The sequence below is a fragment of the Burkholderia metallica genome, assembly GCF_902832845.1.
GTDB classification, from domain to species: domain Bacteria; phylum Pseudomonadota; class Gammaproteobacteria; order Burkholderiales; family Burkholderiaceae; genus Burkholderia; species Burkholderia metallica.
This window is the reverse complement of sequence record NZ_CADFDB010000014.1, coordinates 1-14,031: the sequence shown is the minus strand read 5'-3', so window position 1 is coordinate 14,031 and position 14,031 is coordinate 1. Positions and strand designations below refer to the sequence as shown.

The following is a 14,031-nucleotide window of genomic DNA, read 5'->3' as shown; positions in this document are numbered from 1 at the left end:
GACACTGCGCATGGATCTGGACTATTCCCCCGCCGACGACGCGTTCCGCGCCGACGTCCGCGCCTGGCTCGAGGCCAATCTGCCTCACGCACTGCGCGCCAAGGTACTCGATCACAAACGACTCGACCGCGAGGATTTCGCGAGCTGGCACCGGATTCTCGGCCATCGCGGCTGGTCCGCGCCCGCATGGCCGGTCGAATATGGCGGCCCCGGCTGGAACGCGACGCAGCGGCACGTCTGGGACGAGGAGTGCGCGCGGATCGGTGCGCCGACCGTGCTGCCGTTCGGCGTATCGATGGTCGCGCCGGTATTGATGAAATACGGCAGCGAAGCGCAGAAGCGCCACTATCTGCCGCGCATTCTCGACGGCTCGGACTGGTGGTGCCAGGGTTATTCGGAGCCGGGTTCGGGTTCCGACCTCGCATCGTTGCGCACGCGCGCCGAGCGCCAGGGCGACCACTACATCGTCAATGGCCAGAAGACCTGGACGACGCTCGGCCAGTATGCCGACATGATGTTCTGCCTCGTGCGTACCGACCCGGCCGCGAAGAAACAGGAAGGCATTTCGTTCCTGCTGATCGACATGAAGACGCCCGGCATCACGGTGCGCCCGATCGTGATGTTCGACGAGGACCACGAAGTCAACGAGGTGTTCTTCGAGGACGTGAAGGTGCCGGTCGAGAACCTCGTCGGCGACGAGAACCGCGGCTGGACCTACGCGAAATACCTGCTCGGCCATGAGCGCACCGGCATCGCGCGCGTCGGCGCGTCCAAGCGCGAGCTCGCGTTCCTGAAGCGCGTGGCGTCGAACCAGCGCAAGAACGGCAAGCCGTTGCTCGCCGATCCGGTCTTCGCCGCGAAGGTGGCGGCGCTCGAAGTCGAGCTGATGGCGCTCGAGGTGACGGTGCTGCGCGTCGTCAGCCGCGAGACGAGCGGCAAGGGGCCGGGCCCGGAGGCGTCGATGCTGAAGATCAAGGGCACGGAAGTGCAGCAGGCGCTCACCGAGCTGATGGTCGAAGCGATCGGCCCGCTTGCCGCACCGTTCGACGTACCGTTCCTCGACGGCCGGCGCGAGCGCAGTATCGCGGGCGACGACGATGCGGCGCCGCTTGCCGCGTACTACTTCAATTACCGGAAGACGTCGATCTACGGCGGTTCGAACGAGATCCAGAAGAACATCATCGCGCAGATGATTCTGGGGCTGTGATCAGGGAACGGAGACAACCATGGATTTCAGCTTTACCGATGAGCAGCAGCAGTTCGCCGACGCGCTGCGCCGTTATCTCGGCGAGCAATACGGCTTCGAAGCGCGCCAGGCGATCGTGCGCAGCGACGCGGGCGTGTCCGCCACGCAATGGAGCGCGTTCGCCGAACTGGGGTTGACCGCGCTGCCCGTGCCGGAAGCACAGGGCGGCTTCGGTGGCGGCCCGGTCGACATGCTGGTCGTGATGCAGGAGCTCGGCCGCGCGCTCGTGATCGAGCCGTACTGGGCCACGGCGGTCGGCGTCGAGGCGCTGCGCATCGCCGGCTCCGGCGCGGGCGACGATGCGGCGCTGCTGGAGGCGATCGCGCAGGGGCACAAACGTGTGGCGGTCGCGTTCCACGAGCCGCACGCGCGCTACGACCTGTTCGAACTCGATACGCATGCGCGCGAGCAGGGCGGCACGTACCGGCTGACCGGCACGAAGTCGGTCGTTCAGCACGGCGCGCAGGCGGATGCGTGGATCGTGCCCGCGCGCGTCGACGGCGGCGGCATTGGCCTGTTCGTCGTCGAACGGGATGCCGCGAACGCGAAGGTGGCCGACTACCGGACGATCGACGGCCAGCGTGCCGCGACGATCGGATTCGATGAAACGCCGGCGCGGCTGCTGACGGGCGGCGCGCGCGATGCGGCGGCGCTCGAGCAGGTCGCCGATTACGCGACGTTCCTGCTGTGCGCGGAAGCGGTCGGCGTGCTCGACGAACTCAACCGCGCGACGGTCGAATACACGAAGACGCGCGAACAGTTCGGCGTGCCGATCGCGCGGTTCCAGGCGCTGCAGCACCGGATGGTCGACATGCTGATCCATGCCGAACAGGCGCGTTCGCTGACCTACCTCGCAGCCGTACGCTACGCGAGCGGCGATGCCGATGCGCGGCGCAAGGCCGTGTCGGCCGCGAAAGCGCGCGTCGGCGCCGCCGCGCGCTTCGTCGGCCAGCAGGCCATTCAACTGCACGGCGGCATGGGCGTGACCAACGAGGTTGCCGCCGCGCACCTGTTCAAGCGGTTGACGATCATCGAGACGACGCTCGGCGACACCGATCATCATCTTGCCCGCATCGCGGCGCTGCCCGATTTCGCGCAGGCCGACGCGGCATGACGGCGACGCGCGAGCGCGCCTGACAAGGAGACACACAGTGGGCATCAGTTACGAAGACCTGGTGGTGGGCAGCACCACCGAAATCGGCCGCTACACGTTCGAGCCCGACGACATCAAGGCGTTCGCGCAACGCTACGACCCGCAGCCGTTCCATCTCGACGAAGAAGCCGGCAAGGCATCGCATTTCGGCGGGCTCGTCGCGAGCGGCTGGCATACGTGTTCGGTGTTCATGGGCCTGCTCATCAAGAAGCTCGGCCGGGACTCGACCAGCATGGGTTCGCCGGGCATCGACTCGATCCGCTGGCTCAAGCCGGTGCGCGCCGGCGATACGATCACGATGTATCAGAAGGTGCACGACAAGCGCGTGTCGGAGAGCAAGCCCGACCGCGGCATCGTGTCGACGGAGTGGGTCGGCGTGAACGGCGCCGGCGAGACGGTGATCACCGTGCATACCAAGGTGATCTTCGGGCTGCGCGATCCGGGAGGCACGCACGCATGACCGACGTGACGTTGCCGCTGATCGCATCGGCCCAGGCGCTGCAGGCGCGGGTCGGCGCGGAGCCGCTCGCGAGCGGCTGGATCGTGATCGACCAGCGTCGTGTCGACGGCTTCGCCGACGCGACCGGCGATCGTCAATGGATTCACGTCGATCCCGAACGCGCGCGGCGCGAGTCTCCGTTCGGCGGCCCGATCGCGCACGGGTTCTTGACGCTGTCGCTGATTCCGGCGTTGATGGACGACGCGATGCGGGTCGAGCAGAAGATGGGCGTGAACTACGGGCTGAACCGCGTACGGTTCCTGAAGCCGGTGCCGGTCGGCGCGCGCGTGCGTGCGCTGTTCGCGGTAAAGGAAACCGCCGAGGCCGCACGGGGCGGTGTGCAGGTGACGTGGTCGGTGACGATGCAGGTCGAGGGGCCCGATGCGCCGGTGCCGGTCTGTGCGGCGGAATTCATCACGCTGCATTACTTCTGACGCGGGGAGCGGCATGCACGGATGCCGCTCCGCCCGTCACGTGCGCGTCAGTGCTTCGTGTATTGCGTCGCGCCGAACAGCACCTCGCGCGCCTTGTCGTCCTGCAGCGCCTTGCGCATCGATGCGAGCACTTCGACGCCGCGCTGCACGGCCGGTCGCGCGGCGATCGCGTCGTACCAGCGCTTCACGTTCGGCAATTCGTCGAGCACGATGCCCTGGTTCTGCCACGAACGCGTCCACGGGAACGTCGCGATGTCGGCGATCGTGTACGCGTCGCCGGCGAGATATTCGGATTCGCCGAGACGCTTGTCCATCACGTTGTACAGGCGCTTCGCCTCGTTCGTGTAGCGGTTGACCGCATACTCGATCTTCTCCGGCGCATACAGGCGGAAATGATGCGCCTGCCCGAGCATCGGGCCGACACCGCCCATCTGGAACATCAGCCATTCGAGCGTCGCATAGCGTGCGGCCGGATCGGTCGGCAGGAACTTGCCGGTCTTCTCCGCAAGATAGATCAGGATCGCACCCGATTCGAATAGCGAGATCGGCTGGCCGCCGGGGCCGTCCGGGTCGACGATCGCGGGGATCTTGTTGTTCGGGCTGATCTTCAGGAATTCCGGCTTGAACTGGTCGCCCGCGCCGATATCGACCGGATGGACGCGATAGGCGAGGCCCGTTTCCTCGAGCATGATGTGCACCTTGTGGCCGTTCGGGGTCGCCCAGCTATAGACGTCGATCATCGTGAACTCCTTCGTTGCATGCGCGAAAACGGCGCCCGCAGCGCCGCGACAGGCGGTCATTAGAGCATGGATCGACGCGGTTCGCTGGCGACCGAAACGTGCGTGCCGACGCCGGTGCGCGAGTGTGTGCGTGTCGGGTCGCGGGGTGTCGGGAGCGATCTCGTGTCGTCGGGATCGGAAGCGTCGCCGTGCAGCATCGGGGCGCTGCGATGGCGACGCGTCGATTCGACGGCAGGCGCGGCGGATCAGCGCTTGTAGCGGGCCGGGCGTTTCTCGAGAAAGGCGGTGATGCCTTCGAGCGCGTCCGCATGATGCAGCGATGCGACGAAGTGATCGCGCTCGGTGCCGAGATGCGCGTCGAGCGGTTGCATCGTCGCGTCGTCGAGCAGCGATTTGATGCGCGCGAGTGCGTTCGGCGAGATGCCGGCGAGCGCATCGGCCCATGCCAGCGCGTCGGTGAGCGCTGCGCCGGGCGCGGCGAGCCGGTTGACGACGCCGAGCGCGTGCAGACGTTCGGCCGCGACGGGTTTGCCTTCGAACAGGATCTCGGCCGCGATCGGACGTGGCAGCGCGCGCGCGATGAACCACGAACCGCCGCCATCGGGCGTCAGGCCGACACGCGCATACGACATCACGAACTTCGCATCGTGCGCGGCGACGATCAGGTCGCATGCGAGCGCGAGCGAGAAACCCGCGCCGGCCGCGGCGCCTTCGACCGCTGCGATCACCGGCTTCGTCGACGCGTGGATCGCCGTCACCCACGCGGCAAGCTGATCGATGCTGTCGGCCTGGTAGGACGGATCCTTCGAGCGGTTGTCGAGCAGCCGGTTCAGGTTGCCGCCCGCGCAGAAGAAGCGATCGGCTCCGGTAAGCACGACCGCGCGAATCCCGGGATCGCGTTCGGCGGTGGCGAGCGCTTCGACGCCGGCCGCATACATGTCGGGGTGCAGCGCGTTGCGTGCGCCGGGATTGGATAGCGTGAGGACGAGCGTCGATTCGCTCTCGGGCGGACGCGAGGCCAGCAGTTCAGCACTCATGCGAGCGTGTCTCCATCGGATGGCGGGGCTGCGGCACCGTGCGGGTTGCGCGTACTGATGCGACCGACGCCGCAGCGGATGTAATGTTGTCGTGACGAACGAACGCAAAACTTGCTTTAGACTAGCACGAACGTGCTTTTCAGCACGACGAATCCCGATGCGGCCGGTATCGTTGCGGCCGCGCTTCAGCAAGGAAGGAGACCCGATGCTACAGCTGTGCGGTATTCCGTTGTCCAACTACTACAACAAGGTGAAGTTCGTCCTGCTCGAATACGATATTCCGTTCGAGGAGTCGGTGTGCGGTTTGCCGATCAGCGATCCGGCGCATCTCGCCGATTCGCCGCTCGGCAAGATTCCGTTCCTGAAGACCGAAGAAGGCGCGCTGTTCGAGTCGCAGGTGATCATCGAGTACCTGGCGGCGCGCTATCCGGAGAAGGGGATTTTCCCGGCGAGCCCGTTCGCGGCCGCGAAGGTGCGCGAACTGGTCGAGACGCTCGAGCTGTATCTCGAATGGACGGCGCGCGAGGTCTATACGGAGGCGTTTTTCGGCGGCAAGGTCAGCGATGGGACGAAGGCGCACGTCGAGAAGCGCCTGCCGCGCGCGATCGATGCATTCAAGCGGATGACGCAGTTTTCGCCGTATGTGCTCGGCGAGTCGTTCGGCCTGGCGGACATCGCCGCCTCGGTCCATCTGCCGGTCGTCGGCATGGCGACGAAAGCCCTATTCGGACACGATTTCTTGCTCGACGCAGGCATCGACTGGAAGGCCCATGCAAAACAGGTGGGCGAGCGGCCCGCCGCGCAGCGCGTGGCGGCCGAGCGCAAGGCGTATGTCGAAGCGACGAGCGCCGCGCGTTCGTAAGCGCAACTCCCGCGGGGCGGCGTGTAGCCGCCCGTGCGGGGCTTACAGGCGGGCGAGCCGTTCGAGCGCGGATGCGAGCGTGCTTTCCCGCTTCGCGAAGCAGAATCGGACGACGCCCGATTCGTGCGGCGCGTGATAGAACGCCGATACCGGAATGGCGGCCACGCCGATCTCCGACGTGAGCCACTTCGAGAATTCGGCTTCGGGCAGGTCGCTGATCGCCGAATAATCGACGCACTGGAAGTACGTGCCCGTGCAGGGCAGCAGCTTGAAGCGCGTGCCCGCGAGGCCGGCGCGGAAGAAGTCGCGCTTCTTCTGGTAGAAGTCGGCAAGCGTCAGGTACGGCGCCGGGTCGCGCAGGTAGTCGGCGAGCCCGATCTGCATCGGCGTGTTCACCGTGAACACGTTGAACTGATGGACCTTGCGGAATTCCGCAGTCAGCGCGGCAGGCGCGGCGACGTAGCCGACCTTCCAGCCCGTCACGTGATAGGTCTTGCCGAAGCTCGACACGATGAAGCTGCGCGCGGCGAGCTCCGGATAGCGCGCGACGCTCTCGTGGCGCGCGCCGTCATAGACCATGTGTTCGTAGACCTCGTCGGACAGGATCAGTACGCGGGTGCCGCGCACGATCTCCTCGAGCTTGCGCATGTCCGCCTCGCGCCACACGGTTCCTGTCGGGTTGTGCGGCGTGTTGATCAGGATCATGCGCGTTTTCGGCGTGATCGCGGCTGCCAGACGGTCGAACGGGATCGCATAGTCGGGCGCCTCCAGCGTGACGAACACCGGTTTGCCGCCCGCGAGTTCGATCGACGGCAGGTAGCTGTCGTAGGTCGGTTCGATGACGATCACTTCATCGCCCGGATGCACCGCGCACTGGATCGCCGTCAACAGCGCCTGCGTCGCACCGGCCGTGACGGTGATTTCGGTCGCCGGATCGTAACGCCGGCCGTAGACCTGCGCGATCTTGTCCGCGATCGCTTCGCGCAGCGGTGCGACCCCGGCCATCGGCGGATACTGGTTGTGCCCGTTGCGCATCGCAGCGGCAACCGCATCGACGATGCGCGGGTCGCAGTCGAAATCCGGAAAGCCCTGGCCGAGGTTCACGGCGCCTTTTTCTGCGGCAAGCGCGCTCATGACCGTGAAGATCGTCGTGCCCACGTTCGGCAGGCGCGAAGGAAAAACGGGAGTCGTTGGCATGTCTGAAGGAGCGTTCATCGATACGGTCGAAGTCGGGTGGGGTTGCGTGCGTCAGGCCGGCGTGGCGTCGAGCGCGCAGGCCTCGGCAAAGGGGGCCGGTTGCGCGATCCGGAAGCCGAAGTCGCGTGCGGTTCGCTTGGCGAGCTTCAGCAGCGCGCGGTCTTTCGACACGAGCCACTCGGCCTGCGCGGCGCGGGCGAGTTCGAGAAACTTCTGGTCGTCGCGGTCCTTGCATTTCGGCAGCGGCGGCGCGTCGGCGTCGGCGGCCGGCGGCTCGACGAGGCTCGTCAGGCGGGCGACGGTCGCGAGCGCGGCCGCCTTGTCGATCGCGCGGGACTGGAACTGCGGATAATCCAGCACGTACTCGAGTTCGGTCAGGCAGCGGGCGTCGATCACGGCGGCAAGCGTGCCGCGTTCCAGCGCGGCACGGATCGGGCGCGTGGCGGGGTCGTCGAATACGAGAATGTCGATCCAGACGTTCGAGTCGAGCACGACGCGATGCGCGGCATGCGGGGCGAGAGAGCGGGTCATTCGTTACAATCGGTGGTTTTCGTCTGACCGCAAGGCACGGCGTGCCAGCGAGCCTCTATGATAATCGTTCTCTCTCCCGCCAAATCCCTCGACTACGATACGCCCGCGCACGTCCAGTCTTACACGAAGCCTGCATTCGTCGACGACGCGTCCGAGCTGATCGACGGCCTGCGCAAGCTTTCGCCGCAGGACATCGCAACGCTGATGGATATCTCCGATCCGCTCGCGCGCCTGAATTTCCAGCGCTATGCGGACTGGTCGCCGACCTTTACGCCGGCCAACGCGAAGCAGGCCGTGCTGGCGTTCAACGGCGACGTATATGAAGGATTCGACGCCAGATCGCTGTCGTCCGCCGATCTCGACTATGCGCAGCAGCACGTGCGCGTGCTGTCGGGCCTGTACGGGCTGTTGCGTCCGCTCGACCTGCTGCAGCCGTACCGTCTCGAGATGGGTACGCGCTTCGCGAACGCGCGCGGCAAGGATCTGTACGCGTTCTGGGGCGACCGCATCACGCGGGCGCTGAACGAACAGCTCGAAACGCGCAGCGGTGCGGCGCGCGTGCTGGTCAACTGCGCGTCGACCGAATACTTCAAGTCGGTCAAGCCGAAACTGCTGGCCGCGCCCGTCATCACGCCGGTGTTCGAGGACTGGAAGGGCGGCCGCTACAAGATCATCAGCTTCCATGCGAAGCGTGCGCGCGGCCTGATGGCGCGTTTCATCGTCGAGAACCGGATTGCCGACCCGAAGGCGCTGAAGGATTTTGCACTGGAAGGCTATGCGTTCGATTCGGCTGCATCGAACGATTCCACTTACGTATATCGCCGGCGAGTCGGCGAGTGACCCTGCCGGCCGTTCACGAGACGGCCGGCGCATGCATGAGGCCGGGCCGGCGCTACACCGCCTGTTCCGGTCGCCCAAGGAGAGACAGATGGCCCTTTCGATCACCAGCAATTTCGACGCGGGCGCAATCGACGTCGTGTCATGCGACAGCCCTGACGCGATTCGTCTGCGCGTGCGGGGCGACAACCGCTCGGAATTCGCGCAATGGTTCTATTACCGCCTGACGGGCGCGCGCGGCGAGCGCTGCGTGATGACGTTCGAGAATGCTGCCGAATGTGCGTATCCGTCGGGCTGGCGCAATTACAACGCGGTGGCGAGCTATGACCGGGTCGACTGGTTCCGGGTGCCGACGACGTTCGACGGCAAGACGATGACCATCGACCATACGCCGGAATTCGACAGCATCTACTACGCGTATTTCGAACCGTACTCGGAAGAGCGTCACGCGGCATTTCTCGGCGCGGTCCAGCAGTTGCCGCAGGCGAGCGTGACCGAACTCGGCCGTACGGTCGAAGGCCGTCCGATGTCGCTGTTGACGCTCGGTACGCCGGAGACCGACGGTGCGCCGAAGAAGAAGGTGTGGATCATCGCGCGCCAGCATCCGGGCGAATCGATGGCCGAATGGTTCGTCGAGGGCCTCGTCAAGCGGCTGGCCGGATGGGGTGACTGGGCCGGCGATCCGGTCGCGCGCAAGCTGTACGACCGCGTGACGTTCCACATCGTCCCGAACATGAACCCGGACGGCAGCGTGCATGGCAACCTGCGCACCAATGCGGCAGGCGCGAACCTGAACCGCGAGTGGATGGCGCCCGATGCCGAGCGCAGCCCCGAGGTGCTGGCCGTGCGCGATGCGATTCATGCGATCGGCTGCGACATGTTCTTCGACATTCACGGCGACGAGGATCTGCCGTACGTGTTCGTTGCCGGATCGGAGATGCTGCCGAGCTTTACCGAACAGCAGGGCAAGGAGCAAACCGCGTTCATCGAAGCGTTCAAGGTCGCGAGCCCCGACTTCCAGACCGAACACGGCTATGCGGCGAGCAAGTACAAGGAAGACGCGCTCAAGCTCGCGTCGAAGTACATCGGCCATCAGTTCGGTTGCCTGTCGCTGACGCTCGAGATGCCGTTCAAGGACAACGCAAACCTGCCCGACGAGCGAGTCGGCTGGAACGGCGAGCGTAGCGCGGCGCTTGGCGCGGCGATGCTGGCGGCGATCCTGGTGCACGTCGACACGTTTGCGTAAGCTACGGGTCGCCGTATGAAAAAAAGCCGGAGCATCTCAGGATGCTCCGGCTTTTTTGCTTCTGTCGATGCCGCTTCGTCGTATCAGGACTTCTTCGCGGATTTCTTCTTCACGGCCTTCTTCGGGCTGCTCGATTTTTTCGTCGCGACGGCTTTCTTGCTGCCGGTGCGGCCCGAAGCGTTTGCCTTGCCCTTGCCGCGGTGCGACTTGCCCTTGAATTTCTTCGTCGAGGACGAGGAGCGTTCGACGCGCGGCTTCAGCGGCGGAACCGGGTCGTTCCAGCTGAACGCGAGCATTTGCTGACCGACATAGCCGCATCGGAATTTCAGCGGCGTCGGGTCGCTGCCGTTGCTGTGGATGCCGAGTCCGTCGACCGTGACGATATTGTCGACCTTCACGCGCTGCTTGCCCTGGTCGAACGAGTCGTTCCACGGCGTGATCGTCGCGTTGCCGCTGTCGAATGCATTTGGCGCGAAGTCGACGCGGTCGAAGGCCGACGACGTGCTGGCGATGAAGCTGCCGTGCGCTGCACAATCGGCAGCGAGCGGATCGGCATGCATTTCGTTGACGAATTTGTTGATCAGTTCGGAGCGCTGGTCGAGCAGGTCGGCGAATGCCGGTGTCGGAAGCGCAAGTGACAGGCCTGCAATACAGGCTGCCAGCTTGCCGAGCGCCCGGATAATCCGGAGCGACGCAGGAGAGCTGTCCATCTGGTTATTGGTGAGGAGCGAATGAGACATCGGGCACATATAGATGCCCGATGAAGAACCGGAGTTCAATCTTAGCGTAAAAAAGTCGCCCGGCAGTAGACGCCGCATTCTGCCGTACTGCCTGAGCGGCCGCCGGCACGGGATGACGGCGCCGCCGCAAGAAGGCCATTCAGGCGCGCGGGCCGCCGAGGCGATAGCGCCGGACGTCGAAGGTCGTCACCCATGCGGGACGATAGACGGCGATGAGTGCCGTCGCCATCCCGGTGAACCACGCTTCGCCGAGAGCGAGCAGTGCGGTGTTCAGCAGATAGCCGGCGGGAATCACGACGGGAACGCCATCCGCGAGCGCGAGCTGGACACCGGCCGCGGCGGCTGCGACAGCGAGGATTGCGATGGCGGGCGACAGGAATCCCTGGCCGGTGATGAACGACGCGAGATTGTGCGGCAACCATGCAAGCGCAGCGCGCTGCAGCAATGCAGACACGCCGACCGGCAGCGCGCCGTAGACCAGATAGGTCAGGCCGATGCCCTGCCAGGGCGCGTCGAAGATGATCGCCGCAACTGCCGTGATCGCCCCCATCGCGATCAGTGCGAGGGTCCAGTCGAACAGTGTGACGAGCAGCGTCGCGCCGAGCAGGTGCATGACGATGCCATCTTCGAGCCACGCATTCGACGCCCAGAGGACGGCAATGGCGGTGACGAGCGCGAGCCACACGTGCTGGAGCGTGGCGTCCTGCAGGCGTACGAAGGGACGATTCCAGATCGCGAGCGCGAGCAGGGCCACGGCGGCGATCCAGCCGCCGATGCCAACCCAGAGCGGAAGCGGTGTGAAAAGAAAACCCATGCGTCCATATTACTCGTTGAGCATGAAAGGTGGGAATCCGCACACGCCGACCGTCGCAATATCGAGACTGTTTGCCTAGCGTTCGCGCCGGAACCGCGCCGGCGGCTCGGCGGCGACCGGCAGGTCCTGCGCGCCGTCGATCGAGGCCGGCAACGGGTACGGACGATCGTTCCGTTGCGCACGCAGCGGAACCGGGCCGCGTTCGCCGATGGTGGGCTTGCGCAGGCGGTTGCGGTTCGCTAGCAGCATCTCGAGATGGGGCGACAGCCAGCCGTTGTAGATCGCGACCGCGGCGGCGCGGTTGGTGGCGCCGAGCTGCTGGAAGATGCTGGCGAGGTGGATCTTCACGGTGCCTTCGCTGATGCCGAGCGTACGGGCGATCATCTTGTTGGTGCTGCCCATGTGGACGAAGCGCATGATCTGCGCTTGCCGCGGCGACAGGAGACTGCCCAGCGGTCGGCGGGGAAGGGTTTCGGCGAGCGTCTGGAAATGGGCATCGTAGCGCGCCGCAGCAGTGGATGGCAGCAGACGGAGCGCGATCGGCGGGATGTAGTGCCCGCCCAGCAACACGATTTCGAGCGCTCGCACGATCAGGTGCGGCCGCGTGGAATGCGGGATCACGCCCGAGACGCCGTAGTTGAAGAAGCGCTGAATGGCTTCCGGCGAGGTTTCGTCGACCAGGACGGCGACAGGTGTCGGCGAGCATGCGCTGCAGAGCGCCTGGAGTTCGCTGAGCCGGCCGACGTCGAGCCAGTCGATCGCGACCAGGTCGAAACGTTGATTGCGCAGCAGACTGCGCGCCTGGAAACTGTCGGCCGCATCGTTGACGCTGGCGTGACGGTCGATCTGTCGCAACAGGGCCTTCAGTCCGTCACGCCGCTCGGCGTCTGAATTGAGCATCAGGAACCGCATATTCAACCTCCATCATGTGAGCCATTGATCTGCCGTCTGGCATGCGTTGGGTTTGATAATGACAAAGACCTTACACGATGTCTGCTTGTCTGAAAGGCTTAGGAAAAGTATGAAATTTCGGGCGGCTGGATGACGGGCAAGAAAAAAGCCGCTCCGGCGGGAACCGTGAGCGGCTTCGGACCGGCAGGACGTGGGGCCTGCGGTGCGGGGGTCAGTGGAAGTGCGGCTGCGCGGGTGACGCGTCTTCCGGCATTTCCGCGTGGACGATTTCGCCGAGCGGATCGGCATAGAGCGGCACGCCGCAGTCATCGCAATATTCGGGTTCGAAACGGCCCGCGTGCCGCCGGACGTCGGTTACACCGCATTCCTTCAGCAAGTTCACGATTTCTTCGAGCGGTCCTTCGATCGGTGCTTCGCCCTCGAGCGTCGCGCTGTCGGTCGACACGTCGCCGTTTTCGCGGCCGTAGAGCGGCCATACGACGCCGTAAATGACGTCGTTGCTGGCGCGTCGTGTGAAGCCGACACGGTACTCGTCGATACGTCGTTCGCCGAAGCCCGCGACCACCGCGCGCAGCTCTTGCGGTGCCGCACCAAGTGTGTCGAAAAGATAACGAATGGCCGTTCTTACCGTGTGCGGACGGATGCGTTCGTCCGCATCCCGGCAGGCCGAGTAGTACGCGTCCGGAAGCAGGCATTCGAACTCGCAGCCGGGCAGGGCGATCGACAGGTTCGGACCGCCCTGGGCCGTCCATTGCTCGAGGCACTGGCCACGTTCGATTCGGCTGCCGTTTTCTTCTTCCTGCCAGCGGAACAGCGGTGCGCCGACGGGGGCGGCGACGACGGCGAGCAGAAAGCGCGGGTCGGCCAGGATCGGCGAAGTTTCGGGCAGGTCGCCGAAGCCGAGCTTGGGCGTGTGCTGGCCGATCGCCGCATGCGCGAGTTGCTGGGCCAGTCGGTAGGTTTCGACGTGGTGTCGCGGCAGCTGGTCGATGCTGTAGAGGAACGGGGCAAGCCCGACGAGGGTGCCGTTCGCGAGGACGTGAGCCTGCAGGTGGGTTCGCAGCGCTTCGGCGACATCTCCCTTGAGCGGGCCCGACGGGATCATGTAGCGCGTCCATGCGAGAACCGGGACGGCGACCAGCAGCGCATCGAACGGTTGGCCGTCGTGCTCGATCACCATCGACTCGCTGTGCGTCTCGGCCATGTCGGCGAGCGCGCCATAGGCGTCGGGATGATTCTGCTGAAGATGGTCGAGCGCGGCGTCGAGCGTGGTCTGGTTGCCGTTGCGGACAATCTTCGCGAGTAGCGCGTCGAGCTTCGCTTCCCAGAAGCGATCCTCGATGCGGCTGCCCGAGGCGAAGAGCGCGAGCGACAGACCGACCAGTTTGTCGGCATCGGGGGGGAGGCGTTTGGCGATTCGCTGGCGCATATTAAAGACGTATATAGAAAGAGGCGAAGAACCTCACATTCTAGTCCGTTCTTTGCGCGATAAGCGGTCTCGTGCCGAGGCATGGACGGTCGGCCAAATCGCGGCTTTTGTGAAAAAGTTACGCCAACCCCTTGCGCGAATGCCGCGAGCTACCTACAATCACGCCTCTTTCGCGCTAACGGAAACGCGGCGCGGAAGAGGGAAGCAGGGTGGGTGGAGCGCTGGAGTCTGGAGCGCACGGCTGACCTGGAAGTTGAGCCCCGCAGTCGCAACGATCTGATGTAAAAAGTTGTTGACGCGCTGCGAAACACGGTTCATAATCTCGCTTCTCTGCTGCTGAAAACGCAGCGCTGC

General features: G+C 65.1%; 16 protein-coding genes. 7 read left to right on the top strand and 9 right to left on the bottom strand.

Annotation, left to right across the window (positions count from 1 at the left end):
* The first annotated feature begins 10 nt into the window (after positions 1–10).
* The 4 genes from HWX08_RS29710 to HWX08_RS29695 are packed head-to-tail and all read left to right on the top strand — an operon-like array spanning position 11 to position 3,332.
* A complete protein-coding gene (locus HWX08_RS29710) occupies positions 11–1,207 on the top strand; it encodes an acyl-CoA dehydrogenase family protein (protein ID WP_174921207.1) in 1,197 nt (398 codons plus the stop codon).
* A gap of 19 nt (positions 1,208–1,226) precedes the next feature.
* Complete coding sequence (locus tag HWX08_RS29705; RefSeq protein WP_174921208.1) at positions 1,227–2,360, top strand: acyl-CoA dehydrogenase family protein; 1,134 nt, start codon at positions 1,227–1,229, stop codon at positions 2,358–2,360.
* A gap of 37 nt (positions 2,361–2,397) precedes the next feature.
* Complete coding sequence (locus HWX08_RS29700) at positions 2,398–2,859, top strand: MaoC family dehydratase (protein WP_069257176.1); 462 nt, start codon at positions 2,398–2,400, stop codon at positions 2,857–2,859.
* On the top strand, positions 2,856–3,332 hold the full coding sequence (locus HWX08_RS29695; RefSeq protein WP_069257175.1) for a MaoC family dehydratase: 477 nt from the start codon (positions 2,856–2,858) through the stop codon (positions 3,330–3,332). The genes HWX08_RS29700 and HWX08_RS29695 overlap by 4 nt, the downstream gene beginning before the upstream one ends.
* Positions 3,333–3,379: 47 nt before the next feature.
* On the opposite strand, the gene HWX08_RS29690 is transcribed toward HWX08_RS29695, so the two are convergent.
* Together HWX08_RS29690 and HWX08_RS29685 are read right to left on the bottom strand one after the other, a co-directional pair.
* Positions 3,380–4,072, bottom strand: coding sequence for a glutathione binding-like protein (locus HWX08_RS29690; protein WP_069258039.1), 693 nt, complete (start codon positions 4,070–4,072; stop codon positions 3,380–3,382).
* Between the two features lie 245 nt (positions 4,073–4,317).
* Positions 4,318–5,109: an oxepin-CoA hydrolase, alternative type gene (locus tag HWX08_RS29685; protein WP_069257173.1), complete on the bottom strand. Its 792-nt coding sequence runs from the start codon at positions 5,107–5,109 to the stop codon at positions 4,318–4,320.
* Positions 5,110–5,314: 205 nt separating this feature from the next.
* Between HWX08_RS29685 and HWX08_RS29680 the strand changes: the two genes are divergently transcribed.
* Positions 5,315–5,971 carry a glutathione S-transferase family protein gene (locus HWX08_RS29680; RefSeq protein ID WP_174921212.1) on the top strand — a complete coding sequence of 219 codons (657 nt, stop codon included), beginning with the start codon at positions 5,315–5,317 and terminating at the stop codon, positions 5,969–5,971.
* A 42-nt stretch (positions 5,972–6,013) separates the two neighbouring features.
* Here HWX08_RS29680 and HWX08_RS29675 read toward each other — a convergent pair whose 3' ends face one another.
* Positions 6,014–7,186: a pyridoxal phosphate-dependent aminotransferase gene (locus HWX08_RS29675; RefSeq protein WP_069257172.1), complete on the bottom strand. Its 1,173-nt coding sequence runs from the start codon at positions 7,184–7,186 to the stop codon at positions 6,014–6,016.
* A 33-nt stretch (positions 7,187–7,219) separates the two neighbouring features.
* Positions 7,220–7,699, bottom strand: coding sequence for a putative toxin-antitoxin system toxin component, PIN family (locus HWX08_RS29670; RefSeq protein ID WP_069257171.1), 480 nt, complete (start codon positions 7,697–7,699; stop codon positions 7,220–7,222).
* Positions 7,700–7,756: 57 nt separating this feature from the next.
* Here HWX08_RS29670 and yaaA point away from each other — a divergent pair, with 57 nt between their 5' ends.
* Together yaaA and HWX08_RS29660 are read left to right on the top strand one after the other, a co-directional pair.
* Entirely contained in the window at positions 7,757–8,539 is a 783-nt protein-coding gene (gene yaaA / locus HWX08_RS29665; protein ID WP_069257170.1) for a peroxide stress protein YaaA, read from the top strand.
* 88 nt (positions 8,540–8,627) lie between these two features.
* Positions 8,628–9,782, top strand: coding sequence for a M14 family metallopeptidase (locus HWX08_RS29660; RefSeq protein WP_069257169.1), 1,155 nt, complete (start codon positions 8,628–8,630; stop codon positions 9,780–9,782).
* Positions 9,783–9,865: 83 nt separating this feature from the next.
* On the opposite strand, the gene HWX08_RS29655 is transcribed toward HWX08_RS29660, so the two are convergent.
* From HWX08_RS29655 to HWX08_RS34225, 5 genes are all read right to left on the bottom strand, one after another.
* Positions 9,866–10,522 carry a BspC domain-containing protein gene (locus HWX08_RS29655; protein WP_174921213.1) on the bottom strand — a complete coding sequence of 219 codons (657 nt, stop codon included), beginning with the start codon at positions 10,520–10,522 and terminating at the stop codon, positions 9,866–9,868.
* Between the two features lie 139 nt (positions 10,523–10,661).
* Positions 10,662–11,336 (bottom strand): energy-coupling factor ABC transporter permease, encoded by a 675-nt coding sequence (locus HWX08_RS29650; protein WP_069257167.1) that lies wholly within the window; start codon positions 11,334–11,336, stop codon positions 10,662–10,664.
* Between the two features lie 75 nt (positions 11,337–11,411).
* Positions 11,412–12,248: a response regulator transcription factor gene (locus HWX08_RS29645; RefSeq protein WP_069257166.1), complete on the bottom strand. Its 837-nt coding sequence runs from the start codon at positions 12,246–12,248 to the stop codon at positions 11,412–11,414.
* Positions 12,249–12,459: 211 nt separating this feature from the next.
* Complete coding sequence (locus HWX08_RS29640) at positions 12,460–13,677, bottom strand: DUF2863 family protein (protein WP_069257165.1); 1,218 nt, start codon at positions 13,675–13,677, stop codon at positions 12,460–12,462.
* A 159-nt stretch (positions 13,678–13,836) separates the two neighbouring features.
* The coding region (locus HWX08_RS34225) for a hypothetical protein (protein ID WP_208454969.1) at positions 13,837–14,031 on the bottom strand (195 nt) is incomplete at its 5' end.

What these genes read in the sequence shown, in the direction of transcription:
- HWX08_RS29710 (WP_174921207.1), top strand. Translation starts at nt 11, where the DNA reads ATGGATCTGGACTATTCCCCCGCCGACGACGCGTTCCGCGCCGACGTC.
- HWX08_RS29705 (WP_174921208.1), top strand. Translation starts at nt 1,227, where the DNA reads ATGGATTTCAGCTTTACCGATGAGCAGCAGCAGTTCGCCGACGCGCTG.
- HWX08_RS29695 (WP_069257175.1), top strand. Translation starts at nt 2,856, where the DNA reads ATGACCGACGTGACGTTGCCGCTGATCGCATCGGCCCAGGCGCTGCAG.
- HWX08_RS29690 (WP_069258039.1), bottom strand. Translation starts at nt 4,072, where the DNA reads ATGATCGACGTCTATAGCTGGGCGACCCCGAACGGCCACAAGGTGCAC.
- HWX08_RS29685 (WP_069257173.1), bottom strand. Translation starts at nt 5,109, where the DNA reads ATGAGTGCTGAACTGCTGGCCTCGCGTCCGCCCGAGAGCGAATCGACG.
- HWX08_RS29680 (WP_174921212.1), top strand. Translation starts at nt 5,315, where the DNA reads ATGCTACAGCTGTGCGGTATTCCGTTGTCCAACTACTACAACAAGGTG.
- HWX08_RS29675 (WP_069257172.1), bottom strand. Translation starts at nt 7,186, where the DNA reads ATGAACGCTCCTTCAGACATGCCAACGACTCCCGTTTTTCCTTCGCGC.
- HWX08_RS29670 (WP_069257171.1), bottom strand. Translation starts at nt 7,699, where the DNA reads ATGACCCGCTCTCTCGCCCCGCATGCCGCGCATCGCGTCGTGCTCGAC.
- yaaA (WP_069257170.1), top strand. Translation starts at nt 7,757, where the DNA reads ATGATAATCGTTCTCTCTCCCGCCAAATCCCTCGACTACGATACGCCC.
- HWX08_RS29660 (WP_069257169.1), top strand. Translation starts at nt 8,628, where the DNA reads ATGGCCCTTTCGATCACCAGCAATTTCGACGCGGGCGCAATCGACGTC.
- HWX08_RS29655 (WP_174921213.1), bottom strand. Translation starts at nt 10,522, where the DNA reads ATGTCTCATTCGCTCCTCACCAATAACCAGATGGACAGCTCTCCTGCG.
- HWX08_RS29650 (WP_069257167.1), bottom strand. Translation starts at nt 11,336, where the DNA reads ATGGGTTTTCTTTTCACACCGCTTCCGCTCTGGGTTGGCATCGGCGGC.
- HWX08_RS29645 (WP_069257166.1), bottom strand. Translation starts at nt 12,248, where the DNA reads ATGCGGTTCCTGATGCTCAATTCAGACGCCGAGCGGCGTGACGGACTG.
- HWX08_RS29640 (WP_069257165.1), bottom strand. Translation starts at nt 13,677, where the DNA reads ATGCGCCAGCGAATCGCCAAACGCCTCCCCCCCGATGCCGACAAACTG.